This is a genomic window from Nocardioides sp. 31GB23, from assembly GCF_040012395.1.
GTDB lineage: Bacteria > Actinomycetota > Actinomycetes > Propionibacteriales > Nocardioidaceae > Nocardioides > Nocardioides salarius.
The window spans coordinates 1-23,976 of the sequence record NZ_JBDYKJ010000073.1 but is presented as its reverse complement, the minus strand read 5'-3'; the positions used below and the strand labels follow the sequence as shown (position 1 = coordinate 23,976).

General features: G+C 74.9%; 20 protein-coding genes, 1 other RNA gene and 1 pseudogene. 9 read left to right on the top strand and 13 right to left on the bottom strand.

Annotated features, from left to right (window positions below; translation table 11 throughout):
• Nucleotides 1-259, top strand: a pseudogene (locus ABKW28_RS19000) (hypothetical protein); the annotation flags it as partial.
• Here ABKW28_RS19000 and yaaA read toward each other — a convergent pair.
• A complete protein-coding gene (gene yaaA, locus ABKW28_RS18995) occupies nt 246-1,025 on the bottom strand; it encodes a peroxide stress protein YaaA (protein WP_348612429.1) in 780 nt (259 codons plus the stop codon). The pseudogene ABKW28_RS19000 and the gene yaaA overlap by 14 nt on opposite strands.
• A 21-nt stretch (nt 1,026-1,046) precedes the next feature.
• On the opposite strand from yaaA, the gene ABKW28_RS18990 reads away from it, so the two are divergent.
• Nucleotides 1,047-2,507, top strand: coding sequence for an RNB domain-containing ribonuclease (locus ABKW28_RS18990; RefSeq protein WP_348612427.1), 1,461 nt, complete (start codon nt 1,047-1,049; stop codon nt 2,505-2,507).
• A 203-nt stretch (nt 2,508-2,710) separates the two neighbouring features.
• On the opposite strand, the gene ABKW28_RS18985 is transcribed toward ABKW28_RS18990, so the two are convergent.
• Nucleotides 2,711-4,570, bottom strand: a complete 1,860-nt coding sequence (locus ABKW28_RS18985; RefSeq protein WP_348612425.1) for a CBS domain-containing protein — start codon at nt 4,568-4,570, stop codon at nt 2,711-2,713.
• A 77-nt stretch (nt 4,571-4,647) separates the two neighbouring features.
• Nucleotides 4,648-5,532, bottom strand: a complete 885-nt coding sequence (locus tag ABKW28_RS18980; RefSeq protein ID WP_348612423.1) for a universal stress protein — start codon at nt 5,530-5,532, stop codon at nt 4,648-4,650.
• 196 nt (nt 5,533-5,728) lie between these two features.
• On the opposite strand from ABKW28_RS18980, the gene ABKW28_RS18975 reads away from it, so the two are divergent.
• Nucleotides 5,729-6,448 carry a response regulator transcription factor gene (locus ABKW28_RS18975; RefSeq protein ID WP_348612421.1) on the top strand — a complete coding sequence of 240 codons (720 nt, stop codon included), beginning with the start codon at nt 5,729-5,731 and terminating at the stop codon, nt 6,446-6,448.
• A 75-nt stretch (nt 6,449-6,523) separates the two neighbouring features.
• Here ABKW28_RS18975 and ABKW28_RS18970 read toward each other — a convergent pair whose 3' ends face one another.
• The gene (locus tag ABKW28_RS18970; RefSeq protein WP_348612419.1) at nt 6,524-7,588 is read right to left on the bottom strand and encodes a class I fructose-bisphosphate aldolase; all 1,065 of its coding nucleotides are present in this window, start codon (nt 7,586-7,588) and stop codon (nt 6,524-6,526) included.
• A gap of 180 nt (nt 7,589-7,768) precedes the next feature.
• Between ABKW28_RS18970 and ABKW28_RS18965 the strand changes: the two genes are divergently transcribed.
• Nucleotides 7,769-7,954, top strand: a complete 186-nt coding sequence (locus tag ABKW28_RS18965) for a hypothetical protein (protein WP_348612417.1) — start codon at nt 7,769-7,771, stop codon at nt 7,952-7,954.
• Here ABKW28_RS18965 and ABKW28_RS18960 read toward each other — a convergent pair.
• Both ABKW28_RS18960 and rnpB read right to left on the bottom strand, forming a co-directional pair.
• Nucleotides 7,951-10,752, bottom strand: coding sequence for an HAD-IC family P-type ATPase (locus ABKW28_RS18960; protein ID WP_348612415.1), 2,802 nt, complete (start codon nt 10,750-10,752; stop codon nt 7,951-7,953). The genes ABKW28_RS18965 and ABKW28_RS18960 overlap by 4 nt on opposite strands.
• Nucleotides 10,753-10,846: 94 nt before the next feature.
• Nucleotides 10,847-11,246, bottom strand: an RNA gene (rnpB, locus tag ABKW28_RS18955) — RNase P RNA component class A.
• A 54-nt stretch (nt 11,247-11,300) separates the two neighbouring features.
• Between rnpB and ABKW28_RS18950 the strand changes: the two genes are divergently transcribed.
• A complete protein-coding gene (locus ABKW28_RS18950; RefSeq protein WP_193669203.1) occupies nt 11,301-11,717 on the top strand; it encodes a tetratricopeptide repeat protein in 417 nt (138 codons plus the stop codon).
• Between the two features lie 18 nt (nt 11,718-11,735).
• Here the strand turns inward: ABKW28_RS18950 and map are convergent, their stop codons facing one another.
• Nucleotides 11,736-12,584: a type I methionyl aminopeptidase gene (gene map / locus ABKW28_RS18945; RefSeq protein WP_348612413.1), complete on the bottom strand. Its 849-nt coding sequence runs from the start codon at nt 12,582-12,584 to the stop codon at nt 11,736-11,738.
• A gap of 44 nt (nt 12,585-12,628) precedes the next feature.
• On the opposite strand from map, the gene ABKW28_RS18940 reads away from it, so the two are divergent.
• Both ABKW28_RS18940 and ABKW28_RS18935 read left to right on the top strand, forming a co-directional pair.
• Nucleotides 12,629-12,838 (top strand): hypothetical protein, encoded by a 210-nt coding sequence (locus ABKW28_RS18940; protein ID WP_348612411.1) that lies wholly within the window; start codon nt 12,629-12,631, stop codon nt 12,836-12,838.
• A gap of 4 nt (nt 12,839-12,842) precedes the next feature.
• Nucleotides 12,843-13,133, top strand: a complete 291-nt coding sequence (locus tag ABKW28_RS18935) for a hypothetical protein (protein ID WP_348612409.1) — start codon at nt 12,843-12,845, stop codon at nt 13,131-13,133.
• A 6-nt stretch (nt 13,134-13,139) separates the two neighbouring features.
• Here ABKW28_RS18935 and ABKW28_RS18930 read toward each other — a convergent pair whose 3' ends face one another.
• From ABKW28_RS18930 to panB, 3 genes are read right to left on the bottom strand one after another with little or no spacing between them, the layout of a single operon-like run.
• Nucleotides 13,140-14,318 carry a PQQ-dependent sugar dehydrogenase gene (locus ABKW28_RS18930; RefSeq protein ID WP_348612407.1) on the bottom strand — a complete coding sequence of 393 codons (1,179 nt, stop codon included), beginning with the start codon at nt 14,316-14,318 and terminating at the stop codon, nt 13,140-13,142.
• A 34-nt stretch (nt 14,319-14,352) separates the two neighbouring features.
• Nucleotides 14,353-15,633, bottom strand: coding sequence for a hemolysin family protein (locus ABKW28_RS18925; protein WP_348612405.1), 1,281 nt, complete (start codon nt 15,631-15,633; stop codon nt 14,353-14,355).
• A 12-nt stretch (nt 15,634-15,645) separates the two neighbouring features.
• Complete coding sequence (panB, locus tag ABKW28_RS18920; protein WP_348612403.1) at nt 15,646-16,509, bottom strand: 3-methyl-2-oxobutanoate hydroxymethyltransferase; 864 nt, start codon at nt 16,507-16,509, stop codon at nt 15,646-15,648.
• 175 nt (nt 16,510-16,684) lie between these two features.
• Between panB and galE the strand changes: the two genes are divergently transcribed.
• Nucleotides 16,685-17,698, top strand: coding sequence for a UDP-glucose 4-epimerase GalE (gene galE / locus ABKW28_RS18915; RefSeq protein ID WP_348612401.1), 1,014 nt, complete (start codon nt 16,685-16,687; stop codon nt 17,696-17,698).
• Between the two features lie 60 nt (nt 17,699-17,758).
• Nucleotides 17,759-19,822, top strand: coding sequence for an NAD(+) synthase (locus ABKW28_RS18910; RefSeq protein ID WP_348612431.1), 2,064 nt, complete (start codon nt 17,759-17,761; stop codon nt 19,820-19,822).
• 92 nt (nt 19,823-19,914) lie between these two features.
• Here ABKW28_RS18910 and ABKW28_RS18905 read toward each other — a convergent pair whose 3' ends face one another.
• The 3 genes from ABKW28_RS18905 to ABKW28_RS18895 form a co-directional block, all read right to left on the bottom strand.
• Complete coding sequence (locus tag ABKW28_RS18905; protein ID WP_348612399.1) at nt 19,915-21,399, bottom strand: ATP-binding protein; 1,485 nt, start codon at nt 21,397-21,399, stop codon at nt 19,915-19,917.
• A gap of 150 nt (nt 21,400-21,549) precedes the next feature.
• Nucleotides 21,550-22,398 carry a cupin domain-containing protein gene (locus ABKW28_RS18900; protein WP_348612397.1) on the bottom strand — a complete coding sequence of 283 codons (849 nt, stop codon included), beginning with the start codon at nt 22,396-22,398 and terminating at the stop codon, nt 21,550-21,552.
• Entirely contained in the window at nt 22,395-23,576 is a 1,182-nt protein-coding gene (locus tag ABKW28_RS18895) for a GNAT family N-acetyltransferase (RefSeq protein ID WP_348612395.1), read from the bottom strand. Before ABKW28_RS18895 ends, ABKW28_RS18900 begins: the two co-directional genes overlap by 4 nt.
• Nucleotides 23,577-23,976 lie beyond the last annotated feature (400 nt).

Below are 23,976 nucleotides of genomic sequence, written 5' to 3'. Positions count from 1 at the left end.
GCCCGCTCCGACGCCGCCCCCCGGCCCGGTTCCGGCACCGCCGGCGCTGCCGACGCCTCCGGCACGCGACGGGACCGTCTCGCGGGTGCTCGACCCGGTGGTGGGCGGTGTCGCCGACGTCGCCGGCAGCGCCACGGGCGGGGTCACCACCCCGGTCACCGCGGCCGTGGTGCCGCTCACCGACGCGGTCACCGACCTGCTCGACGGCGTCGTCGACCCCGTGCTCGGGCTGCTCGGCGGCGTGCCTACAGGTCGCTGACCACCACGTCGAGCTGGGTCCCCTTCGGGCCCGGGTCGCCGGCCTCGACGTGCCAGCCCAGGTCGCGCAGCGCCTCGGCGAGCCGTGCGGGCGTGCGCGGGGTGGCGCCGTCCTCGAGCAGCGCGCGCACCAGCCGGCCCTTGGTGGCCTTGTTGAAGTGGCTGACCACCTTGCGGGTGCCGTCGACCTCGTGCAGCACCCGCACGGTCGCGACCCGCGACGCCAGGTCGGGGGAGGGGCGCCAGAAGGCGGCGTAGGTGCTGGAGCGCAGGTCGACGAGCAGACCGCCGCCCAGCGCCTCGGCGGTGGCGGGGCCCAGCACCTCGCGCCAGGCCCCCGCGACCGGGCCGACGCCGGGCAGGCTGGTGCCGCCGGAGAGCCGGTAGGCCGGGATGCGGTCACCCGGACGCACCAGCCCGAAGACACTGGAGGTGATCGCCAGCCGGCTGGTCGCCCGGCGCCGGGCGGCAGGGCCGAGGGTGGTGACGTCGAGGGCGTCGTAGACCACCCCGGCGTACACGGCGTCGGCGCGCGCGGTCGGGTTGGTGCGCAGCCCGCGGTCGAGGTCGACGAGATCGAGCTGGGTGCTGCCGACGTCGAGGACCCGCGCCGCCACCTGCGGGTCGCCCGAGCACAGGTCGACCAGCGCGTCGAGCAGCCGCTCGCGGGTCGCGGTGAGGCCGGGGAACGACAGGGAGGCCAGGTCGAGGGGCTTGCCGCGCCGTGGAGCGGACTTGCCCTCGCTGGGGGGCAGCAGGATCAGCATGGTGGTCGTTATGGTGCCTGCATGCCCAGCAACCGCGTGCTCCGGGTCCGTACCCATGACGACGGCGTCGCCGCGCACCGGCTGCGCGAGGGCGTCGAACAGCTGAGGAAGGAGCTGGGGGTCACCCCGCACTTCCCGCCCGAGGTCGAGGAGGCGGCGGCGAGGGCCGCCGCCGAGCCCCGGCTGCCCGACCTCGACCGCACCGACCTGCCGATGCTGACCATCGACCCCGAGGGCGCCCGCGACCTCGACCAGGCGATGCACATCGAGCGCGACGGCGACGGCTTCGTGGTGCACTACGCGATCGCCGACGTGGCCGCCTTCGTCAGCCCCGGCGACCCGGTCGACGTCGAGGCCAACCGGCGTGGGGAGACGCTCTACGCGCCCGAGTCGAAGGTGCCGCTGCACCCGCCGGTGATCAGCGAGGGCGCCGCGTCGCTGCTGGCCGGCGAGACCCGGCCGGCGCTGCTGTGGACGATCCGGCTCGACGCCGACGGCGAGGGCACCGACGTACGCGTCGAGCGGGCGCTGGTGCGCTCGACCGCCCAGCTGACCTACCAGCAGGCGCAGGCCGGCCTCGACGACGGCACCGCGCCCGAGACGGTGCGGCTGCTGGCCGAGGTGGGGCCGTTGCGCCTGGCCCGCGAGGCCGCGCGGGGCGGGGTCTCGCTGCCGCTGCCCGAGCAGGAGGTCGAGGTCGAGGGCGAGCACTGGCACCTGGGGTTCCGCGAGCGGCTGGCGATGGAGGACTGGAACGCCCAGATCTCGCTGCTCACCGGCTACGGCGCCGCCGACCTGATGGTCTACGCCCGCGTCGGGCTGCTGCGCACCCTGCCCCCGCCCGACGCGCGCGACGTGCGGCGCCTGCACCGCACCGCCCGCGCGCTGGGCATCGAGTGGCCGGCCGAGATGCTCTACCCCGACTTCATCCGCACCCTCGACCCGCTGGTGCCCGCGCACGCCGCGATGGTCGACGCCAGCACCCGCCTGCTGCGCGGCAGCGGATACGTCGGCTTCAACGGCGAGCTGCCCGAGCAGCCGCTGCACGCGGCGCTGGCGGCCGAGTACGCCCACGTCACCGCGCCGCTGCGTCGCCTCGGCGACCGGTACGCCGGTGAGGTGTGCGTGGCCCTGTGCGCCGGCACCGAGGTGCCCGTCTGGGTGCTGCAGGCGCTGCCCGGCCTGCCCGAGACGCTGCGCACCTCGGCCCAGCGGGCCGGGGCCTACGAGCGCGGGGTGCTCGACCTCGTCGAGGCGGGGGTGCTGGAGGAGCGGGTCGGCGAGGTCTTCGCCGGGGTCGTCGTCGACGTCGACGAGAAGGAGCCCACCCGCGGCTCGGTCGTCGTGCAGTCGCCGGCGGTCGAGGGCCGGCTCACCAGCACCGGGGCGGAGCTGCCGCTCGGCACCGACGTACGCGTGCGGCTCGTCACCGCCGACGTGCAGCAGCGCCGGGTGGCCTTCGAGCTGGTCGAGGTGGGCTGAGCGCCCCTCCCCGGGTCGTGTTCCGGGTCGTGGCTTGAGTCGTGGCCTGGGTCGTGTTCCGGGTCGTGGTCCGGGTCGTGGCCCGCTGACGCGCCAGGGCGCGTCCCCAGGCACACGACCCGAACCACGACCGGGACCACGACCCGGACCACGACCGGGACCCCGACCCGGACCACGACCGGGCAGGTCGCGTCAGCCGGGGCTCATCGCGCCGGGTGGGCGGTGACCTCCGCGGCGAGGGCGTCGGGGTCGGCGACGGTCAGGGTCACGCCGGGGTGCACGATCCGGCCGGTGGGGTCGATCCCCTTCACCGGGGAGCGCAGCTCGAGGCAGACGGCGGCGTCGCCGTTGGTCGCGAAGGTGACCCCCTTGTCGGTGAACGACAGGTGCGGCGGCCCGACGGTCTTGAGGTAGGCGAAGCCGCCGCTGCGCTGCACGCCGGTGATGTTCTCGACGGGCGTGCGCAGCCGCCACGGCCCGAAGCGCACCCGCAGCTCGGGCGTGGGCGCGCCCGGCTCGTCGACCTCCACCCACGCCGTGCGGGGGGTGATGGCCAGGGCCAGGGCCGGCAGGCGGTAGGCGGGGCTGAAGGCGAAGGGGTAGCGGTGGGCCATCGACCCATCCCAGCACGTCGCCCCCACGTGCGGCACGCCCGCGCGGGGGGACCGGAGGCGTCCCGGCCGGGCGCCGCTCAGTGCAGCAGCACGTCGGCGAGCGGGCGTCGCGGGCTCGGAGCGAGCCGCTCGCGCGAGCTCTCCTGCCACCCGACCCGCACCAGCAGCTGCGGCACCAGGGCGCTGCCCAGCACGTCGCTCTGCAGGGCCCGACGGGTCTCGGGGCGCTCCACCACGGCTCAGCGGGACCATCGACAGCAGGCCGGTGGTGGCGCTGAGCCAGGTCCGGCTCAGCGCCTCGCCGGCGCGCAGGTGGTCGAGCGGCTCGTCGGTCGGCGTGGCCAGCACCAGCACGCCGTCGGCGCGGTCGATGCCGCCGGGGTCGACGACCGGCCGGTCGTCGAAGCGGGTGGCCGGCCCCTCGGTGGCCTCCCGCGGGACTCCGTCGTGGGTGCTGCGCTGCACCCAGGCCCGCTGCTCGGCCTGCACCGCGGGGTCCTGCGACAGGAGGTCCCGGGCCTGCTCGACGAGCTCCTCCAGCCGGTGCCGGCGCCCCGGGTCGACCACGGGTACGACGGCACAGCCCGCGCGGGCACCGATGCCCGCCAGGTGCTCGAGCCGGGGCGCGGGCACCTCCCAGCTGGTGAAGCGCCTGCGGTCGGTGACCCGGGCCGTGATGGCCTCCAGGTCGGCTCGTGCGTCCGCGTCCGCCGGCGGGGAGCCGGGCTGGTCGGGCCCCGCCTCGAGGCTCACCCGGGCCAGCAGCGTCGAGCCGGGCCCGGCGGGCAGCCGCTCGACCGTGCAGCCCTGCCCGAGCGCGCGGGCGGCCACCTGCAGGTGGTGCAGGGCGGCGCCACAGCTGATGCGCAGGCTGCGGCCGTCGGGGTCCGCGATCGCCAGCTGGCGCGCGGGGTCGGCGTACAGCTCGATGACGGAGCCGGAGACCCGCCACAGCCAGGGCTGGGTGTTGTGCACGCTCGGGGCGCGGCAGGCCAGCTGCAGCAGCCGGCGCGTGAGGGTGTCGAGGCCGTCGTCGGCGCCGCCGTGGGTGCCCGTGAGCACTCCCACGACGTCGCTGCGGCTCACCACCCCGACCACGTGCCCCTGGTCGTCGACGACGGGCAGGCTCGTCACGCTCGACGAGCCCAGCAGGTCGGCCGCCGTCGCCAGGTCGGTCTCGGGGCCGAGGCGCGCGGGCACCGGCGCCATCACGTCGCCGACGACGGCCGGCGGCACACCGGGCTCGGGCGTGCCGCCGGCGAGCGCTGCGTGGGGGACCCGGCCACGGATCACGTCGACCTCGTGCAGCAGGCCCTGCAGCCTGCCGGCGGCGTCCACGACCGGCAGCGAGCTGACGTGGTGGCGTGCGAGCAGCGCCAGGGCGTCGTCGACCCCGGCGTCGGTCGTGGTGGTGAGCGGTGGTGCGGTCATGACCTCGGCGACCCGCATGGTCGGCTCCTCTGGTGGGCCCCTTGTGGGGGTGGTGCGGTGGGGGGTCCCAGGCTCCGCTGCGGGCGGCGCCCGCGTCAGGGCCCAAGGTCCTCGCCGGCAGGGACACGTGCCGGCCCCGGCACACGGTCGCGCTCGGGGCGGCTCAGCACGACGGGGCACTCGGCCCACGGCAGCACCGCGCGCGCGACGGGGCCGAGGTACCTCGCCGGTCCGCCGCGGTGCTCGCGTCGGCCGAGCACGAGCAGGTCGGCGGTGCGTGCGGCCTCCAGCAGCCCCGAGGACGGGTGCCCCTCGTCCACCGAGACCTCGACGTCGCACGCGTCGCCGCCGCACTCGGCCAGCAGCTCCTGGGCGCGGCGACGCAGCACGTCGGGTCCCGCTGCCGGGTCGGGCGCCAGCGAGCCGGGTCGGTGCACCAGCACCCGCAGCACCGCCCGCCCGAGCCGCGCGCGGCGTACGGCCTCGGTCAGGGCGGCCCGGTCGGGCCGGTCCGGGTCGAGCCCGACGGCCACCAGCGAGCGTCGCGGCGCGCTCCACGACGGCGGCACCACGCACATCGCGACGTCGGTGAGGTCGGCGAGGGCCGCGGAGACCGAGCCGGTGGAGTGCCACGAGCTGCTGTCGCGGCGTCCCGTCACGACCAGGCGGGCAGCCGGCGCGGCCGCGACCAGGACCTCCGGCGGGTGGCCCACCGCCTGCTCGGTCTCCACCGGCACGCGGTCGCCGACCTCGTCGAAGCACGCCGCCGCGGCGGTGCGCAGGGCCGTGCGGCCCTGCTCGCGCGCCAGCGTGGTGGGGGCGACCTGCAGCAGGTGCACGGTGGCTCCACCGCGGACCGCCTCCCGGGCGGCCCAGCGTGCCGCCGACCCGGGGTCCGAGCTGCCGACGGCCACGAGGACGCGTGCGCGCGGCGAGGCGTGCGTCGGGTCCGCGGTGGCCGGCGGTGAGCTGGGTGCCATCCGACCACGGTGCCGTCCGGGGCCCGGGGCGGGCAGGGCCGTTGGTCGCGGGACCGGGGGGCCGGAGGTCCGCAGGGGCCGGGGCCGCGCACTCCGGGGCCGCGCACTCCGGGACTGCGCACCCCGGGACCAAGGTCCCGCCGGGTGGTGCCGCTGGGCCGCGGCAGACCGGCCGGGCCGCGCCTAGGGTCGGGTCATGTGGGAAGTCGACGGTCCTGGCCGGGCAGGCGAGCACGGGGAGCGCCCGGTGATCCGGGTCTACCTGCTCGACGACCACGAGCTGGTGCGCCGCGGCACCCGTGAGCTGCTGGAGAGCCAGGGCGACATCGTGGTGGTGGGCGAGTCGGGCCTGGCCCAGGAGGCCGCCCGGCGGATCCCTGCGCTGCGTCCCGACGTCGCCGTCCTCGACCAGCGCCTGCCCGACGGGTCCGGCGTCGAGGTCTGCCGCCAGGTGCGCTCGGTCGACCCCGCGATCGCGGCCGTCATCCTGACCTCCTACGACGAGGACGAGGCGCTCTTCTCCGCCATCATGGCCGGCGCAGCCGGCTACGTGCTCAAGCAGGTCAGGGGCAACGACTTCGTCGAGACCGTGCGCCGGGTGGCGGCCGGTCAGTCGATGCTGGACCCGGCGGTCACCGCGCAGGTCCTCGCCCGGCTGCGCGACGGGCCACCGGAGGACTCGGTGACCAAGCACCTGACGCCCAAGGAGCACCAGGTCCTCGACCTGGTCGGCGAGGGCCTGACCAACCGCCAGATCGCCGAGCGACTCGAGCTGGCCGAGAAGACGGTGAAGAACTACGTCTCCACGGTGCTCGGCAAGCTCGGCGTCGAGAGCCGCACCCAGGCCGCCATCATCGCCACCCGGCAGCACGAGACCGAGCGCCGCCGGCCGGGAGGTTCATCGGCCGGCCGATGAACCACCCGGGTGGCCGATGAAGTTTCATCGTCCACCCAGGAGATCCGTCGGCCGGCCGATGAAGCTCCGCGGACCTCACCCGGCCACCGGGGTGGTCGGTTCGGCGGCCCTGTCGTAGCGGCCCCGGCGGGCGGCGCCGGTGAGCCGGGCCCGCTCGGCGAGGACCGCCTGGGCGGCGGCCACGTTGGCCGGCTCGCCGTGCCAGGCGTCGAGCACCGGGGCCTGCAGCGCCCTGCCGTAGGAGAAGCTCAGCTGCCAGGGCTGCGGGGCAGGCAGCCGGTTGAGCGCGTCGAGCCGGGCGGTGGCCTCCTGCGGGCTCTGGCCACCGGAGAGGAAGACGATGCCGGGCACCGAGGCCGGCACGGTGTCGCGCAGCACCGCGACGGTGCGCTCGGCGACCACGTGGTCCTCGATCGTCCCGGTCTCCGGCGAGAGGGTCCCCGGCAGGACCATGTTGGGCTTGAGCAGGGTCGCCTCGAGGGTGACGTGCTGGCGGGCCAGCTCGGCGTAGACCTCTCGCAGGACCTGCGCGGTCACCTCGGCGCAGCGCTCCAGCGAGTGCGCGCCGTCCATCAGCACCTCGGGCTCGACCACCGGCACCAGCCCGGCCTCCTGGGCCAGTGCGGCGTAGCGGGCCAGTGCGTGGGCGTTGGCGCTCACGCACGCCGGGGTCGGCAGGGTGGCGTCGATGCGCAGCACCGCCCGCCACTTGGCGAAGCGCGCGCCCAGGGCGGCGTACTCGGCGAAGCGCTCGCGCAGCCCGTCGAGACCCTGGGTGACCAGCTCGCCGGGCCAGCCGGCGAGGGGCACCGTGCCCCGGTCGACCTTGATGCCGGGGACGATCCCGGCGCCGGCGAGCAGCTCGGGCACCAGCGCGCCGCTGCTGGTGCGCTGGCGGATGGTCTCGTCGAAGAGGATGACGCCGCTGACGTGCTCCTCGAGACCGGGGGTGGTGAGCAGCAGCTCGCGCAGGGCCAGCCGGGTCGCCCCCGTCGACTCGACACCGATGCGCGCGAGGCGCTTGGTCATCGTGGGCTGGCTCTCGTCGATGGCCAGCAGGCCCTTGCCCGGGGCCACGAGGGCCTGGGCCGTGGCGGTCGGCGCGGCTGTCGGTGCGGCTGTCGGCGCGGAGGTCGGCATGGGTGCTCCCTGTGCTCGGTCGTGGGTCGCTCCCCAGGCTGTCGCCGACGGGGCGGGGCGCCCACGGTCGTCCGACCCGCCGCGGGGGTCCGTTGGGCCCTGGTGGGGGCGCGGGCCGCCGGCGCACCGTGGGTGCGGTCCGGGTCGACGGCCCCGGACGGCACGAGGAGGGCGAGGCACGTGGCGAGCAGCAGCGGTGGCGGGGCGGCAGGAGGCGGCGCGATCTACGGCCTGGGCGTGTTCGGCGCGTGGGTCTACTTCTGGAAGGACGCCCCCGACGGGTTCTGGTGGCACGTCCTGGCGGTGCTGGAGGGCGTCGTGTGGCCGGCGTTCATGGTGTACGACGCCTTCTCGGCGCTCGACTAGGTGGGGACCCCGGTCTGCGCCGGGGTCGGTGCGCGGGGCGCGCCGCGGCTCCTCAGCCGCTTGTCGGCGGCGATGACCAGGCCCGCCAGCGCGGCGACCGCCGCGATCCGCGCCCACGTGCTGGCCGGGAGCGGCGCGGTGTCGAAGACCGCGTTCATGGCCGGCAGGTAGGTCAGGGCCAGCTGCCCCAGCGCCTGGAGGCCCACGCCCACGAGCAGCCACCGGTTGGTGAACAGGCCCAGGCGCCAGGCGGAGAGCCTGGGGGAGCGGCAGCTGAAGAGGTAGACGGCCTCGACGACGACGAAGACGTTGAGCGCGGCCGTGCGCGCCTCGGTGAGGCCGGCCCCGCGGGACTGCTCCCACTGGAAGAGCCACCACGACCCGGCGACGAGCAGCGCCGAGACCAGCAGGATGCGGGCCGTCAGGGCGCGCGTGAGCAGCGGCTGGTCGGGGTCGCGGGGCGGGCGGGTCATGATGCCGTCCTCGCGGGGCTCGAAGGCGAGCATCAGCCCCAGCAGCACCGCGGTGGTCATGTTGATCCACAGGATCTGGGTGGGCAGGATCGGCAGGGCGGTGCCCAGCAGGACGGCCACCAGGATCACCAGGCCCTCGCCGATGTTGGTGGGCAGCGTCCAGGCGATGAACTTCGTCAGGTTGTCGAAGGCCCCGCGTCCCTCCTCCACCGCGGCCTCGATGGTCGCGAAGTCGTCGTCGAGCAGCACCATGTCGGCGGCGTCCTTGGCCACCTCGGTGCCGCCGGTGCCCATCGCCACCCCGATGTCGGCCTGGCGCAGCGCGGGCGCGTCGTTGACCCCGTCGCCGGTCATCGCCACGACGTGGCCCTGGCCCTGCAGCGCCTCGACCAGGCGCAGCTTCTGCTCGGGGGAGACCCGGGCCAGCACGACGGCGCCGTCCACCGCGGCCGGCAGCTCCTCGGCGTCGAGGGCCGCCAGGTCGGTGCCGGTGAGCACCGGCACGGGGCCGGTCGCCGACTCGTCGAGCAGCCCGACGTGCCGGGCGACGGCCGTGGCCGTGGCGGCGTGGTCGCCGGTGATCATCTTGACCGAGACCCCGGCGGCCAGGCAGGCCGCGACCGCCCGGGCGGCGGCGGGCCTCGGCGGGTCGAGCATCGCCTGCAGCCCGGTGAGCACCAGGTCGCCCGGCACCGCCTCCGCGTCGAAGGTGGCCGGGTCGCCGCGCTCGGCGCCGGTCAGCGGGCGCACCGCCGTCGCCAGCACCCGCAGCCCCTGCTGGGCCAGGGCGTGCGCGGCCCCGAGCACGAGCGTGCGGTCGACGGGGCCGCTCGACCCGTCGGCTCGCAGCTGTCTGGTGCACCGCTCGAGCACCTGCTCGGCGGCGCCCTTCACCACGACCACCTGCTGGTCCGGGTCGTCGGCGGTGAGGTCGCGGTGCAGCGTGGCCATCCAGCGCCGGTCGGAGGAGAACGGGACCGTGGCCTCGCGGGGGGCGAGGGCCTCGACCCGGTCGCGGTCGAGGCCGGCCTTGGCGCCGGCGACCAGCATCGCGCCCTCGGTGGGGTCGCCGACGACCCGCCACCGCCCGTCGTGGCGGGCCAGGGCGGCGTCGTTGCAGGCGACTCCCACCAGCAGCGTCCACCACAGCGCCGAGCGGGGCAGCGGCGTCAGCGTGGCGCCCCGGTCGTCGCGCAGCACCCCGTCGGGGGCGTAGCCCGAGCCGGTCAGCTCCACCTCCCCCTCCTGGGTCCACACGGCACGCACGGTCATCTGGTTCTGGGTCAGGGTGCCGGTCTTGTCGGAGCAGATCACGGTTGTGCTACCCAGCGTCTCGACCGCGGGCAGGCGGCGTACGACGGCTCGGCGCCGCGCCATCCGCGCCACCCCGATGGCCAGGGTGATGGTGACCGCGGCGGGCAGCCCCTCCGGGATGGCACCCACGGCCAGGGCCACCGCGGCGGTGAAGGTCTCGGCCATCTCCTGGCCCCGCAGCAGGCCGATCAAGAAGGTGGCCGCCGCCAGCGCCACGATGGCCACCGTCAGGAGCTTGCTGAACCAGGCCAGCTTGCGGGTCAGGGGCGTCGAGAGGCCCTCAGCCGCCCCGACGAGGCGGTGGATGTCGCCCAGCTCGGTCTCGGCGCCGGTGGCGACCACGACGCCGCTGCCGCTGCCGGTGGTGACCAGGGTCCCCGAGTAGGCCATGTTGCGGCGGTCGGCCACCGCCACCTGGCCGGGGAGCACCACCTCGTGCTTGGCCACCGGAGCCGACTCGCCGGTCAGGGCCGACTCGTCGACCCGCAGCTCGTCGGCCCGGGTCACGCGCAGGTCGGCGGGCACCTTGGCGCCCTCCTCGAGCACCACGAGGTCGCCGGGCACCAGCTCGGCCGAGGGCAGGCTGCGCACCTGTCCGTCGCGCACGACGCTCGCCGTGGTGCGCACCATGGCCCGCAGGCCCTCCAGCGCCGCCTCGGCGCGGGACTCCTGCACGAAGCCGACCGCGGCGTTGACGACGACCACACCGAGGATCACCGAGGAGTCGACCAGCTCCCCGAGCGCGGCGGTGACGAGCACCGAGGCGAGCAGCACGTAGATCAGCGGGTTGTGCAGCTGGCGCGCCAGCCGGAGCAGCGGCCCGGCGCTCCTGGTGACCGGCAGCGCGTTGGGCCCGAACCGGATCAGCCGCTGCGCGGCCTCCGCCTCGCCGAGGCCCCGGGCGGGATCGGTGGCGAGCAGCAGCACCACCTCGTGGGCGGGGAGCCCGTGGGCTGCGTCGGGTGGGGTCGCGGGCCGAGCGGGGCTCTCGGTGCGGGCGGGGCCGGCCATGGGTCCCAGCGTCGTGGCGCGCGGCCCGGCTGCTGCAGACACCAACGACCCCCTCGCGCGGGACCTAGGTCCCACCGGGGGAGCGGCCCGGGTGCGGACGGGCTGGCCTGTAGGCCGGGTTCTGTCCCCGGACCTCTCGGACCGGGGGGGCGACCATCCATCTAGGCCCACCGTTGCCGGTGGGCTCCAGCGGTCTACCCGCGTGCTCGGGCGGGCCGCCCTCAGACGCACGCGCGCCACCACGAGTGGTGGCTTCTTGACCTTGCTCCAGGTGGGGTTTGCCTAGCCGTCCGGGTCGCCCCGGACGCTGGTGGGCTCTTACTCCACCGTTTCACCCTTGCCCCGTCCGGCCGGGGCCGGTCGTGGCGGTCTGTTCTCTGTGGCACTGTCCCGCAGGTTGCCCCGGGTGGGGGTTACCCACCACCTCGCCCTGTGGAGCCCGGACCTTCCTCGGCGCCCCTCGAGAGGGACGACGCGGTCGCCCGGCCAGCCCGTCCGCGCCACCAGGGTAGCGGAACACCGAGGTGTCCCGGCGCGTTGGACCTTCCATGAGCGAGGAGTACCCGATCCAGGCCCCGCCGCTGCTCTTCCCCGGGCAGTGGGCGCCCGAGTCCGCCTACCGCACCGCCTTCGACCTGCTCGCCCGCAACGCGCCCGGGCCGGCGCTCGAGGTGCTCGAGCCCGCCCTCGAGCGCGAGCCCGACAACCGCGGGCTGCGCTCGCTGCGCGCCTGGGCCTTCCTGCTGCGCGCCCAGCTGGGGCGCGCCGAGGACGACCTGCGCGCGCTGGTCGAGGAGCGCCCCGACGACGTCTGGGCCTGCCACGCGCTGGGGCGCAGCCTCGAGAGGCAGAGCCGGTACGCCGAGGCGCTGGGCTTCCTGCGCCTGGCCGCGGTGATGAGCGACGACCACGAGCACCGGGTCGACGTGCTCCGGGTGGAGGGCCGCCTGGGCGACGACGCCTGACCGGCCGCCGGCCACCGCTCAGGGGTTCGTCAGCACCTCGGCGCCGTCGGCGGTCACCAGCAGGGTGTGCTCGAACTGCGCAGAGCGGCGCTTGTCGGCGGTCACGACGGTCCAGCCGTCGTCCCACATCTCCCACTCGTGGGTGCCGAGGTTGAGCATCGGCTCGATGGTGAAGGTCATCCCGACCTCGATCAGGTCGTCGTGCTGCGGGTCGTCGTAGTGCGGCACGATCAGCCCGGAGTGGAAGTGCGTGCCGATGCCGTGGCCGGTGAACTCGCGCACCACGCCGTAGCCGTGCCGCTTGGCGAAGGACTCGATGACCCGGCCGATGACGTTGATGCGGCGCCCCGGCTTGACCGCCCTGATGCCCCGCTCGAGCGCCTCGCGGGTGCGCTCGACGAGCAGCCGCGACTCCTCGTCGACGTCGCCGGCGAGGAAGGTCGCGTTGGTGTCGCCGTGCACCCCGTCGAGGAAGGCGGTGATGTCGATGTTGACGATGTCGCCGTCCTCGACGACCCGGCTGTCGGGGATGCCGTGGCAGACCACCTCGTTGACGCTCGAGCACAGCGACTTGGGGAAGCCGCGGTAGCCGAGCGTGGAGGGGTAGGCCCCGTGGTCGCAGAGGAACTCGTGGCCGATGCGGTCGAGCTCGTCGGTGGTGACGCCGGGCACGACGTGGCGCCCGACCTCCTCGCGGGCCTGCGCGGCGAGCCGGCCGGCGACCCGCATCCGCTCGATGGTCTCGGCGTCCTTCACCTCGGGCCCGGTGTAGGGCGCCGGCGCGTCGCGGTCGACGTACTCGGGGCGCACCACGTGGGCGGGCACGGGTCGGCGCGGAGACAGGGTCGCGGGGGCCACGGGAGTCACGCCGACCGAGTCTAGGCGGCCGGCGCACGCGTTAGTCTCGGGGCATGAGCGAAGGCGGCAACCCCGACCAGTACTGGTTCTGCGTCAAGCACCACCGGGTCGAGACGGTCGACGACCTGTGCCCGGCCAAGCACCGCCTGGGCCCCTACGACTCCCGCGAGGCGGCGGCCCACGCCCTCGACACCGCCCAGGCGCGCAACGAGGAGTGGGAGGAGGAGGACGAGCGCTGGGACGACGCCGGTCTCGAGGACTGAGCCGGTGCTGTCGCGCCGACGCACCCGTCCGGCCCCGCGCCCCGACGCCGCCGACCCGTGGCCCTTCGTGGGCATGGTCGGCATGGCCACGACCTTCTTCCTGTACGCCGCCAGCGCGCCCTTCACGCCCTGGTGGGTGCAGGCGCTGATGCTGGTGTGGTGGGCCCTCTGCCTGCTCGTCGCCTCCGCCTGGTTCACCCTGCACCCGCGCTGGGTGCCGTGGGTGGCGGTGGTCTCGGCGCTGAGCTGGTTCGCCGTCGTGGTGCCCGGCGGCATCTGGCTCGGCTGGGAGTGAGCAGCGCTAGCGCGGCGTGACCCGCAGCACCTCGTCGGCGCCGCCGCCGTTGTCGGTCAGCAGCAGCAGGCTGTTGTCGCTGTCGCGCACCACGGTGCGGATGCGGCCGTGCCCGGTCAGCTCGTCGGGCACCCGCTGGGCCCGCAGCCGTCCGCGCGAGTCGAAGTCGAGGAAGCGCACCTGCTGGTCCTTGAGCACCGCCATCGCCAGGTCGCCGCGCAGCGCCCCCCACTTCCCGCCCGCCACGAAGTCGGCGCCGCCGGGGGCGATCGTGGGGTTGCCCGAGCGCCAGCGCGCCACCCGCTGGCGACCCGGCAGCGAGCGGTCGGTCATCGGCACCTGCTCGTCGTAGCCGGGCACCGGGTGCCAGCCGTGGTCGCCGCCGCGCACCAGCCGGTTGACCTCGTCGTCGCGGAAGCTGCCGTGCTCCACCGACCACAGCGACCCGTCGCTGCGCTGGGCCAGGCCCTGGACGTTGCGGTGGCCGTAGGTGAAGACGTAGCGCTTGCGCGTGCTGGTCGCCCTCGGGAACGGGTTGCCCGGCCAGGGCTTGCCCGTCATCCGGTCCAGGCGCAGCGTCTTGCCGCCCAGGGAGGTGAGGCGGCGCGGGTTCCGGCCGATGGCGGCGTCGCCGGTGCCGACGACCAGCGCCCCGTCGTCGGCCACCAGCAGCCGGCAGCCGCCGTGGCGACCGGTGGTGGCCGGGATGCCCCGCAGCAGCGGCCCCCGGCGCTTGGCGCGGGTGGCGCGCTGGTTGAGCTTCCACGCCAGCACCCTCACGTCGTGCCCGCCGCCCGACCGGGTCGCGCCCTGGCAGGTGTAGAAGCGCCGGTTCTGCTCGAAGCGGGGGTCGGCGACCAGGCCCATCAGCCCGGTCTCGCCCGAGACCCAGACGTTGCGCGAGGGGAAGGCCAGCCGGCGCACGTCGCCGTCGGCGCCCAGCAGCGACACCGTCGCCCGGTCGCGCTGGGTCACCAGGTAGTCGCCGCCGCCGATCGGGGCGATGTCCCACGGGTGGTCGAGGCCGTCGGCGAGCGTGGTGACCCGCAGCGCCGGCACGGCGCGGCGTTCGGCCGGCTCTGCTTGCCCCGCTGGCCCTGCTGGCTGGCCCGACCCGGCAGGCGGGGCCGCGAGCAGCGCGGCGGCGACGGTGGAGACGAGACCCAGCAGCAGCGGTCGGCGCATCACCCCACCGTACGTCGCGCCGTCGCGGCGGTCATCAGTCCGCCGCGGTGCCTCGCGAGACCGGCCGCACCTCCAGGCGGGTGATCCGGTGGCCCTCGAGCCCGACGACGTGCAGCTCGGCGTCCTCGACCGTGACCAGGTCGCCCAGGCGCGCGACCCGCCCGAGGTGGTGCAGCACGAAGCCGGCGGCCGTCTCGTAGGGCCCGTCGGGCAGCTCCAGGCCCGAGGCCGTCCCGAAGTCCTCGATGCTCAGCCCCGCGTCGAGGCCGTCGGTGCCGTTGCGCGCGTGCGCGAGCGGGGCGTCGTACTCGTCGTGGATCTCGCCGACGAGCTCCTCGACCAGGTCCTCGAGGGTGACGATGCCGTCGGTGCCGCCGTACTCGTCGACGACCACGGCGATGTGGCTGCGGTGGTCGCGCATCCAGGTCAGGGTCGGCAGCACCTTGTTGGTGCCGGGCAGGAAGGCGATCTCGCGGGCCAGCGAGGAGACCGGCGCCTGCGGGTCGGCGCCCAGCAGGTCGCGCACGTGCAGGAAGCCGCGCACGTCGTCGGGGCCGCGGCCCACCACGGGGTAGCGGGAGAAGGGGTGCTCGAGCACGGTCGCGACGGCCTCGCCGACCGTGGTCGCCGCGCCGAGCACGACCGCGTCGCCGCGGGGGCGCATCACCTCGCGCAGCGTGCTGTCACCGGCGTCGAAGACGTCGGTGAGGATCTGCCGCTCGGCGGGCTCGAGGCCCTGGTGCTGGTCGACGAGGTAGCGCAGCTCCTCGTCGGACATCTCCTCGGAGGCCGCGTGCGGGTCGCCGCCGAGCAGCCGCACCACCGCGTTGGTCGAGAGCGAGAGGAACCACACCACCGGGCGCACCAGCGTGGCGAAGCGGTCCAGGGGCGGCCCCACGAGCAGCGCGACGCTCGTGCTGCGCTGCAGGGCGATCCGCTTGGGCACCAGCTCGCCGAGCACCAGGGAGGTGTAGGCGATGGCCAGGGTGAGGACGACCAGCGCGAGCGTGTCGGCGGCCCCGGTGGGCAGGCCGAGGGCGACCAGCGCGGGCGCGAAGTCGGGCGCCAGGGTGGAGGCGCCGTACGCCGCGGAGAAGAAGCCGGCCACGGTGACGCCGATCTGCACCGCGGCCAGGAAGCGGTTGGGGTCGCGCGCGACCGAGGCGACGCGGGCGCCCCGGCCGCCCCGCTTGTCGAGCTGGTCGAGCTGCGACTCGCGCAGGGAGACCAGCGCGATCTCGGTGCCGGCGAAGACACCTCCCACCATGACGAAGAGCAGGACGAGGCCGAGGTTGAGCAGGGTCTGGGTGTCCACCTGGCCCCCGGCCTAGAAGGTGTGCTCGGAGGCGGGGAAGGTGCCGCCCTTGACGTCGGCGGCGTAGGCGCGCGCGCCCTCGAGCAGCACGCTGTGCACGTCGGCGTACTGCTTGACGAAGCGGGCCATCCGCCCGGTGCGCAGCCCGAAGGCGTCCTGCCAGACCAGCACCTGGCCGTCGCAGCCGGCGCCGGCGCCGATGCCGATGGTCGGGATGGTCAGCTCGGCGCTGATCTCGGCCGCGACGTCGCCGGGCACCATCTCCATCACCACCGCGAACGCACCGGCCTCCTGCACCGCGAGCGCGTCGCGGCGCACCCGCTCGGCGGCCTCGCCGCGCCCCTGCACCCGGTAGCCGCCCAGGGTGTGCTCGGACTGCGGGGTGAAGCCGATGTGCGCCATCACCGGGACGCCCCCGCGGGTCAGCTTCTCGATGACCGGCACCATCTCGACGCCGCCCTCGAGCTTCACGCAGTGCGCCCCGGCCTCCTTCATGAACCGCACCGCGGTCAGGTAGCCCTGCTCGGGGGAGGCCTGGTAGCTGCCGAACGGCAGGTCGCCCACGACCATCGCCCGCCGGGCGGCGCCGGCGACCGCGCGGGTCAGCGGCAGCAGCTCGTCGACGGTGATCGGCAGGCTGGTCTCGTTGCCGAGCACGTTGTTGGAGGCCGAGTCGCCGACCAGCAGCAGGTCGATGCCGGCCTCGTCGAAGGTGGCCGCGGTGTACATGTCGTACGCCGTGAGCATCGTGATCTTCTCCCCGCGCTCCTTCATCTCGCGCAGGTGGTGGGTGCGCACCCGCTTGGCGGGGGCCTGCGCGGCGGTGGGGGCGGACGCGGGGGTGCCGCTGCCGTAGGGGGCGGTCTCTTCGCTCATCGTCGAGCTCCTCGTGGTGCATCTCGCGGCTCCCTGCTGGAGTCCACGGACTGGCCCCAGGCTAGGCCCGGCCCCGCCCCCGAGCCGATGTGGCGCTGCTCACGCCCGGCCGCGACGCCCGTGGTCGTCGGTGTGGGGGAGGGGTCGTGGTCCACGACCGGCTAGGTTGCAGACCATGCGCGTTCTCGTCTCCGGCGGTGCCGGCTACATCGGCTCACACACGGTCCTGGCCCTCATCGAGGCCGGGCACGACATCCTGGTGGTCGACGACTTCTCCAACGCCAAGCCCACGGTCGTGGGGCGGCTCGAGGCCCTCTCGGGGCGCCACATCCCCGTGCACGCCTTCGACCTGACCGACGTCGACAAGACCTCGCACCTCTTCGACACCGAGACGATCGACGCGGTGATCCACTTCGCGGGCTTCAAGGCCGTCGGTGAGAGCGTAGCCAAGCCCCTGAGCTACTACGAGAACAACCTCGGCTCGACGTTCTCGCTGGTGCGCGCGATGCAGCGCCACGGGGTGCGCAAGCTGGTCTTCTCCTCCAGCGCCACCGTCTACGGCACCGACCAGGCCGGGGCCACCGAGGACCGGGCGACCTTCGCCACCAACCCCTACGGCTGGACCAAGGTGATGCAGGAGCAGATCCTGCGCGACGTCGCCATCGCCGACCCCGAGTCGCGCTTCGCGCTGCTGCGCTACTTCAACCCCGTCGGCGCGCACCCCTCGGGCACGATCGGCGAGGACCCCAGCGACGTGCCCAACAACCTGATGCCCTACATCGCCCAGGTGGCCGTGGGCCGGCGCGAGAAGCTGCAGGTCTTCGGCGACGACTACGACACCGTCGACGGCACCGGCGTGCGCGACTACATCCACGTCGAGGACCTCGCCGCCGGCCACGTCGCGGCGCTCGAGGCGCTCGACCGCACCGACGAGCCGGTCAGCACCTGGAACCTCGGCACCGGACGCGGCACCAGCGTCCTAGAGCTGCTGCACGCCTTCGAGCGCGCCGTGGGGCGCGAGCTGCCGTACGAGGTCGTGGCGCGGCGCTCCGGCGACGTGGCGTCGTCGTACGCCGACCCGTCGAAGGCGAACGCCGAGCTCGGGTGGCGCACCGTCAAGACCGTCGAGGAGATGTGCGCCGACACCTGGCGCTGGCAGTCGCAGAACCCCGACGGCTACCCCGACTGAGCAGACGGGGGTCGCGGACCACCCTGCTGGTCGTCCCCGGGGCCGGCGGCGGCTGACACACTGCGTGGCGTGGACTTCTACAACGCCTACGAGCACGGGTTCGCCCGGGTCGCCGCGTGCACGCTGCCGGTGGCCATCGCCGACCCCGCAGCCAACGCCGCACGCGTGCTGGAGCAGGCCCGGCTCTGCCACGACGACGGGGTCGCGGTCGCGGTCTTCCCCGAGCTGTGCCTCTCGGGCTACGCCATCGAGGACCTGCTGCTGCAGGACGTGCTGCTCGACGCCGTCGACGACGCGGTGGCGAGCGTGGTCGAGGGCTCGCGCGAGCTGACCCCCGTGCTGGTGGTCGGCGCGCCGCTGGTCGTCGACGGCCGGGTCCTCAACTGCGCGGTGGTCGTGCACCGCGGCGAGGTGCTCGGCGTCTCGCCCAAGTCCTACCTGCCGACCTACCGCGAGTTCTACGAGCGACGCCACTTCGCCCCCGGCGACGACCGCCGCGGCGGCAGCGTGAGCGTGGCCGGGCGCTCGGTGCCCTTCGGGCCCGACCTGCTCTTCGACGTGGTCGACGTGCCCGGGCTGGTGCTGCACGTCGAGGTCTGCGAGGACATGTGGGTGCCGGTGCCGCCCTCGGCGGAGGCCGCGCTGGCCGGCGCCACGGTGCTGGCCAACCTGTCCGGCAGCCCGATCACCGTGGCGCGGGCCGAGGACCGCCGCCTGCTGGTGCGCTCCGCCTCGCACCGCTGCAACGCGGCGTACGTCTTCGCGGCCGCGGGCCAGGGCGAGTCGTCGACCGACCTGTCGTGGGACGGCCAGACGATGATCTACGAGGTCGGTGAGCTGCTGGCCGAGGGGGAGCGCTTCCCCGAGGGGCCGCGCCGCACCGTCGCCGACGTCGACCTCGACCACCTGCGCCAGGAGCGGCTGCGGATGGGCACCTTCGACGACAACCGGCGCACGCACGCCGAGCGGACCTCGCAGTTCCGCACCGTGCGCCTCGAGCTCGCGCCGCCCACGGGCGACCTGGGGCTGCGGCGCAAGGTCGACCGGTTCCCGTTCGTGCCCGACGACCCCGAGCGGCTCGCGCTCGACTGCTACGAGGCCTACAACATCCAGGTCTACGGCCTGGAGCAGCGGATGCTGGCGATGAGCAGCGAGACCTGGGCGCCCAAGGCCGTCATCGGGGTCAGCGGCGGCCTCGACTCCACCCATGCCCTGATCGTGGCGGCCAAGGCGATGGACCGCGCCGGGCGCCCGCGCAGCGAGATCCTCGCCTACACGATGCCCGGCTTCGCGACCGGCAGCGAGACCAAGGACTACGCCACCCGGCTGTGCGCCTCGCTCGGGGTCACCTTCGAGGAGATCGACATCCGCCCGGCCGCCGAGCAGATGCTCGGCGACCTCGACCACCCCTACTCCGAGGGCGAGGACGTCTACGACGTCACCTTCGAGAACGTGCAGGCGGGGCTGCGCTACGACTACCTCTTCCGTCTGGCCAACCACCGTGGCGGACTCGTCGTCGGCACCGGCGACCTCTCCGAGCTCGCGCTGGGCTGGTGCACCTACGGCGTCGGCGACCAGATGTCGCACTACAACGTCAACGCCGGGGTGCCCAAGACGCTGGTGCAGCACCTGATCCGCTGGGTCGCCGACAGCGGGCAGTTCGAGGCCGAGACCAACGACGTGCTGCGCGAGATCCTCGAGCTCGAGATCACCCCCGAGCTGATCCCCGCCACCGAGGACGCTCCCGAGCAGCGCACCGAGGACACCGTCGGGCCCTACTCGCTGCAGGACTTCACGCTCTACCACGTGCTGCGGCGCGGCTACCGGCCCAGCAAGATCGCCTTCCTGGCCTGGCACGCCTGGCACGACGCCGAGGCCGGCGAGTGGCCCCCGGGCTTCCCCGCCGACAAGCGCGGCGCCTACGACCTGGCCACCATCCGCGGCTGGCTCGAGGTCTTCGTGCGGCGCTTCTTCGCCAGCCAGTTCAAGCGCTCGGCGCTGCCCAACGGCCCCAAGGTCAGCGCCGGCGGCACGATGTCGCCGCGCGGTGACTGGCGGATGCCCTCCGACGCCGCCCCCACCGCCTGGCTCGCCGAGATCGAGGCCAAGGTCCCCCGCTCCTGACCCGGCCCGAACCTCCCGCCGACCCGGCCCAAACCTCCCGCGGACCCGGCCCAAACTTCGCACTGACCCGGCCCGAACCTGCAGGGCCGGGTTCAGCCGAGCACGGCACCGGGCAGACGGACGTGGAACTCGGTGCCCGTGCCCGGTTCGCTGGACAGGCTGATGCTGCCCCCGTGCGCCTCCACGATGGACTGGACGATCGTCAGCCCGAGACCGGTGCCGGGACGGTGGCGCTCGAGGGCGCCGCTGCCGCGGAAGAACCGGGTGAAGGCGCGTTCCACCTCGGCCGCGCTCATCCCGATGCCGGAGTCGTGCACCCGGATGTCGAGCGTCGTGCCGTCGACCCCCACACGCACCCCCGCGGCGCCGCCGCGGTCGGTGTACTTGACGGCGTTGGAGACCAGGTTGTCGACCACCTGGCGCAGCCGCTGGCCGTCGACCAGGGCGTCCAGGACCTCGGGCACGTCGACCTCGAGCCCGACCCCCGCCGCGGCGGCGGCCGGCGCCGCCGCCTCCAGGGCCTCGTGGACCAGGCGAGCCACGTCGACGGTGTCGCGGTCGAGCTGCAGCGAGCCGGCGTGCGCCTGCGCGACCTCCAGCAGGTCGGAGACGAGGGTGCGCAGCCGCTCGGCGTTGCGCCTGACCACCCCGAGCTGGCGTCGTACCGGGGGCGGCAGCTCGTCGGACTCGGCCAGGATCTCGAGATGGCCCAGCACCGCGGTCAGCGGGGTGCGCAGCTCGTGGGAGACCGAGGCGACGAACTCGTCCTTGACCGCCAGCGCGCGCATCAGGTCGGTGACCTCCTGGTAGGCGATCGTCGCTCCACGGCGCTCGCCGTCGGCGCCGCGCACCTGCCGGGCGGAGGTCGAGAACGCCGAACGGGTCACCGGGTCGTGACCGACCCAGTAGAGGTAGTCGTCGAACTCCTCGCCCCGGGTGGCGCGCCACGAGGGCATCTCCTCCCGCGTCAGGAGGGTGACCCCGTCGGGGCGGTAGACGTGCCCGAGCTGGCCCGCGTGACCGTCGTGGCCGTCGGGGAACGGCAGGCGCATCGTCTCCTGGTGGCGGCGGTTGGACCGCTCGTAGCGGCCGTCGGCGTCGATGAGCAGCAGTCCGACGTTGACGGTGTCGAAGATGGCCTCGAGGGTGCTGCGCTCGGTCTCGAGCTCGGCGACCGTGCGCTCGAGGTGGTCGCGGCGCTCGTGCTCCTCGCTGACGTCGAGGATCTGCGAGATGAAGTGCTGGGGCTCGCCGGTGTCGTCCCGCACGAGCGCCACCGACAGGTCGCCCCACACCACGCTCCCGTCCGGGCGCAGGTAGCGCTTGAGGATCCGGTAGCTGTCGATCTCCCCGGCCAGCGTCCGCTCGAACTGCGCCAGGTCGGCGTCGAGGTCGTCGGGGTGCGTGATCTCCTGGAACGTGCACGCCCGGAGGTCGTCGGCGTCGCGGCCCAGCATCGTGCACGCGGCTCGGTTGACCATCGTCAACCGTCCGTCGAGGTCGACCAGCACCATCCCGATGGGGGAGTGCTGCAGCGTCAGCCGCCACAGGGTCGCGTCGTAGCCCGCTTGCTCCACCTGGGTTCTCCGTCCGCTGTCCGGGGCCCAGGGTAGGTGGCGCTCGGTCGCCCCCGGGTGGCTTGAGGAGAGATTTAGACCGGGTGGACGTGAAGTTTGCGCCGGCTCGGCGGGAGGTTCAGGCCGGGTGGGCGGGAAGTTTGCGCCGGGTCAGCGGCGGCGTACGGCGGCCTTGGCCTTCTCGGCCGCGGAGACGGCCGTGGCCTTGGCCCGGTCGGCGCCGGGGCGGGTGCCGGGGGCGCTGGGGGACAGACCGGCGCGGCGCAGGTAGGAGTTGGCGCGCAGCACCCGGGCCTCGTCGGCCAGGGCGTGGCTGCGCCAGGTGACCGACAGCGAGATCGACAGCGCCGGGCCGTTGACCACCTTGTGCTGGGTGTAGGGCGGCACGTAGATGCCGTCGCCGGGCTGGAGGTGGTGCTCGACCGGGTCCTGCACGTCGTGGCCCAGGTTGCGGTGCCCGCCGCCGACCAGGCGCTCGGCCTCGCCGGCCCGGGCGTCGGGGGTGGCCCAGCGCCCGGTGACCATCGTCTTGGTGCCCTGCACCTGCAGCAGCACGTTGTGCTCGGGGTCGATGTGGGAGGGCGTCATCGAGCCGGGAGCGGACAGGAAGACGAACCCCTCGCGGTGGTAGGCCTGGCCGGGCCCGGAGACGAGGTCCTCGATCTCGTCGAGGCAGGAGTCGAGCAGGGCGCTGTAGCGGGGGTCCTGCTCGACGTTCTTGACCACGCACCAGGCGCCGTTGGTCTCCAGGCCCAGGATCATCTCGCGCAGCTCGAGGTCGAGGGTGGGCGCGCGACCGTCGGCGACCACGTCGGGCAGCGCGCCGACGTTGTGCTCGATGCTCTCGGCGGGCAGCGAGACGGCGAGGTCGGCGAGCGCCTCGAGGGTCAGCAGGTCGTGGGAGCGCAGGGCGTGGGTCACCTCCTGCGGCTCACCGGTCTCGCCGGCGGTGCGCAGGGCGTGCACGGACTGCTCGTCGAGGTGCAGCAGGCTGGTCATGGTCGGTCCTCTCGTGGGTCGGTCGTGGTGCGGTGGCGGCGCACGGCCGCGGTGGTCCTGGCCACGGCCCGCGCCCAGCGCACGGCCAGCGTGCCGCGCCGCGGACCCAGCGCGACGGCGAGCGTCACCAGGAGCCGGTCGTCGCCGTGCAGGCGTCGTGCCATGGGGTGGTCGGGGGCGGCGCAGGTGTCGACGAGCGTGGCGCCCGAGGCGTGGAAGCGGGAGAGCTGCTCGAGGTAGAGCAGCAGCCCGGGGGAGTGGCTCGCGTGCTGCTCGTCGTAGGCGATCTTGAAGGTGAGCTGGGTGTCGCCGTCGCGCAGCACCAGCGCCATCGCCGCGGGTCCGCCCTCGCGCCCGCGCAGCGCCAGGACCTCGAGACGTCCCTCGCCGGCCAGGGCACGGCAGGCCTCGAGGAAGAACGCGCGCTCGGCCGGGCGGCCGGCGATGGCCCCGCCGTCGGCGCCCTTCCACCCGGCGGCCTCCAGGGCCAGGAACTCCTCCAGCGCGGCCTCGAGGGCCGGCGCGGAGGCGCCCGCGGCCAGGTCGACGAGCTCGAGCCCGCCCCCGAGGCTCTCCTCGAGGCGTCGGCGCACCCGCCGCAGCTCCTTGCGCCGGCGTCCGCTCAGCTGCTGCTCGGCGTAGTCGTCGCGCTCGTGGCGGTGGGTGACGGGGCGGGCCTGCTCCTCGAGCCGCCGGGTGGCCAGCCCCAGGCTCGCGGCCGCCGCCTCCACCTCGCGCACCACGTCGACGTCGGTCTGCGGCAGCACGAACCACGCCTCGCCGCTCTCGCGCAGCGCCACCAGGGCCGCGCGCCAGCCCTGCTCGCCGAGGGTGGGCGCGACGAGCGGCGTACCGAGGAAGTGGTGGGTGTGGGCCCAGCCCACGCACGCGCGCACCGGAGTACGCCGGGTGCGTCGCCGGGCCGCGACCGGCAGCAGGAGGTCGAGGCGTCCGGGGGAGCCCACCGTGAGCAGGCGGACCTCGTCCGGCCCGGCCAGGTGGCGCAGCGCGGGCACCAGCACTCCCGCGCCCAGGAAGGGGTTGGCGTGCCGGGCCCGGGCGGACAGGTCGGCCCAGGCCGCGGCGCCCACGGGGTCGTCGAGCCCGTCGGGCTCCAGCAGCGCGGCGCAGGAGCGCCACGCGCCGGACGGCGCGGCACTGTCGACGGTGGTGCTCACGGGGCTCCTGGTCGTGGGGGTGTCGTGGCGGCCGACACCGGACGCGAGACCGCGCCGACCCCCTGGAGACCCTGCTGCCCGCGGGGCAGCGGGGCCAAACACCCCGACCCGCTCCACGACGCTGGTCCAGACCAGTCCGCGGCGTCGTCGAGCGCGCAACCGGGGGGCCGGCCCGGGCGTAGAGGAGGTGTCCACACCCACCCACCGCCCCAGGAGGCACCCCGTGCACCGCACCGTCCCCACCCCGTTCGCCCCCCTCGCCACCGGCCTGGCCGGAATGGCCGCCCTGGCCGCCGTCACCGGGCTCGCCGCAGCCGGCACCGTCGCGGCCGCCGCCTCCACCTCGCGCACCACGTCGACGTCGGTCTGCGGCAGCACGAACCACGCCTCGCCGCTCTCG

Excerpts from the sequence above, each read along its gene's own strand:
- yaaA (WP_348612429.1), bottom strand. The coding sequence starts at position 1,025 with ATGCTGATCCTGCTGCCCCCCAGCGAGGGCAAGTCCGCTCCACGGCGC.
- ABKW28_RS18990 (WP_348612427.1), top strand. The coding sequence starts at position 1,047 with ATGCCCAGCAACCGCGTGCTCCGGGTCCGTACCCATGACGACGGCGTC.
- ABKW28_RS18985 (WP_348612425.1), bottom strand. The coding sequence starts at position 4,570 with ATGCGGGTCGCCGAGGTCATGACCGCACCACCGCTCACCACCACGACC.
- ABKW28_RS18980 (WP_348612423.1), bottom strand. The coding sequence starts at position 5,532 with ATGGCACCCAGCTCACCGCCGGCCACCGCGGACCCGACGCACGCCTCG.
- ABKW28_RS18975 (WP_348612421.1), top strand. The coding sequence starts at position 5,729 with ATGTGGGAAGTCGACGGTCCTGGCCGGGCAGGCGAGCACGGGGAGCGC.
- ABKW28_RS18970 (WP_348612419.1), bottom strand. The coding sequence starts at position 7,588 with ATGCCGACCTCCGCGCCGACAGCCGCACCGACAGCCGCGCCGACCGCC.
- ABKW28_RS18960 (WP_348612415.1), bottom strand. The coding sequence starts at position 10,752 with ATGGCCGGCCCCGCCCGCACCGAGAGCCCCGCTCGGCCCGCGACCCCA.
- ABKW28_RS18950 (WP_193669203.1), top strand. The coding sequence starts at position 11,301 with ATGAGCGAGGAGTACCCGATCCAGGCCCCGCCGCTGCTCTTCCCCGGG.
- ABKW28_RS18940 (WP_348612411.1), top strand. The coding sequence starts at position 12,629 with ATGAGCGAAGGCGGCAACCCCGACCAGTACTGGTTCTGCGTCAAGCAC.
- ABKW28_RS18930 (WP_348612407.1), bottom strand. The coding sequence starts at position 14,318 with ATGCGCCGACCGCTGCTGCTGGGTCTCGTCTCCACCGTCGCCGCCGCG.
- panB (WP_348612403.1), bottom strand. The coding sequence starts at position 16,509 with ATGAGCGAAGAGACCGCCCCCTACGGCAGCGGCACCCCCGCGTCCGCC.
- galE (WP_348612401.1), top strand. The coding sequence starts at position 16,685 with ATGCGCGTTCTCGTCTCCGGCGGTGCCGGCTACATCGGCTCACACACG.
- ABKW28_RS18900 (WP_348612397.1), bottom strand. The coding sequence starts at position 22,398 with ATGACCAGCCTGCTGCACCTCGACGAGCAGTCCGTGCACGCCCTGCGC.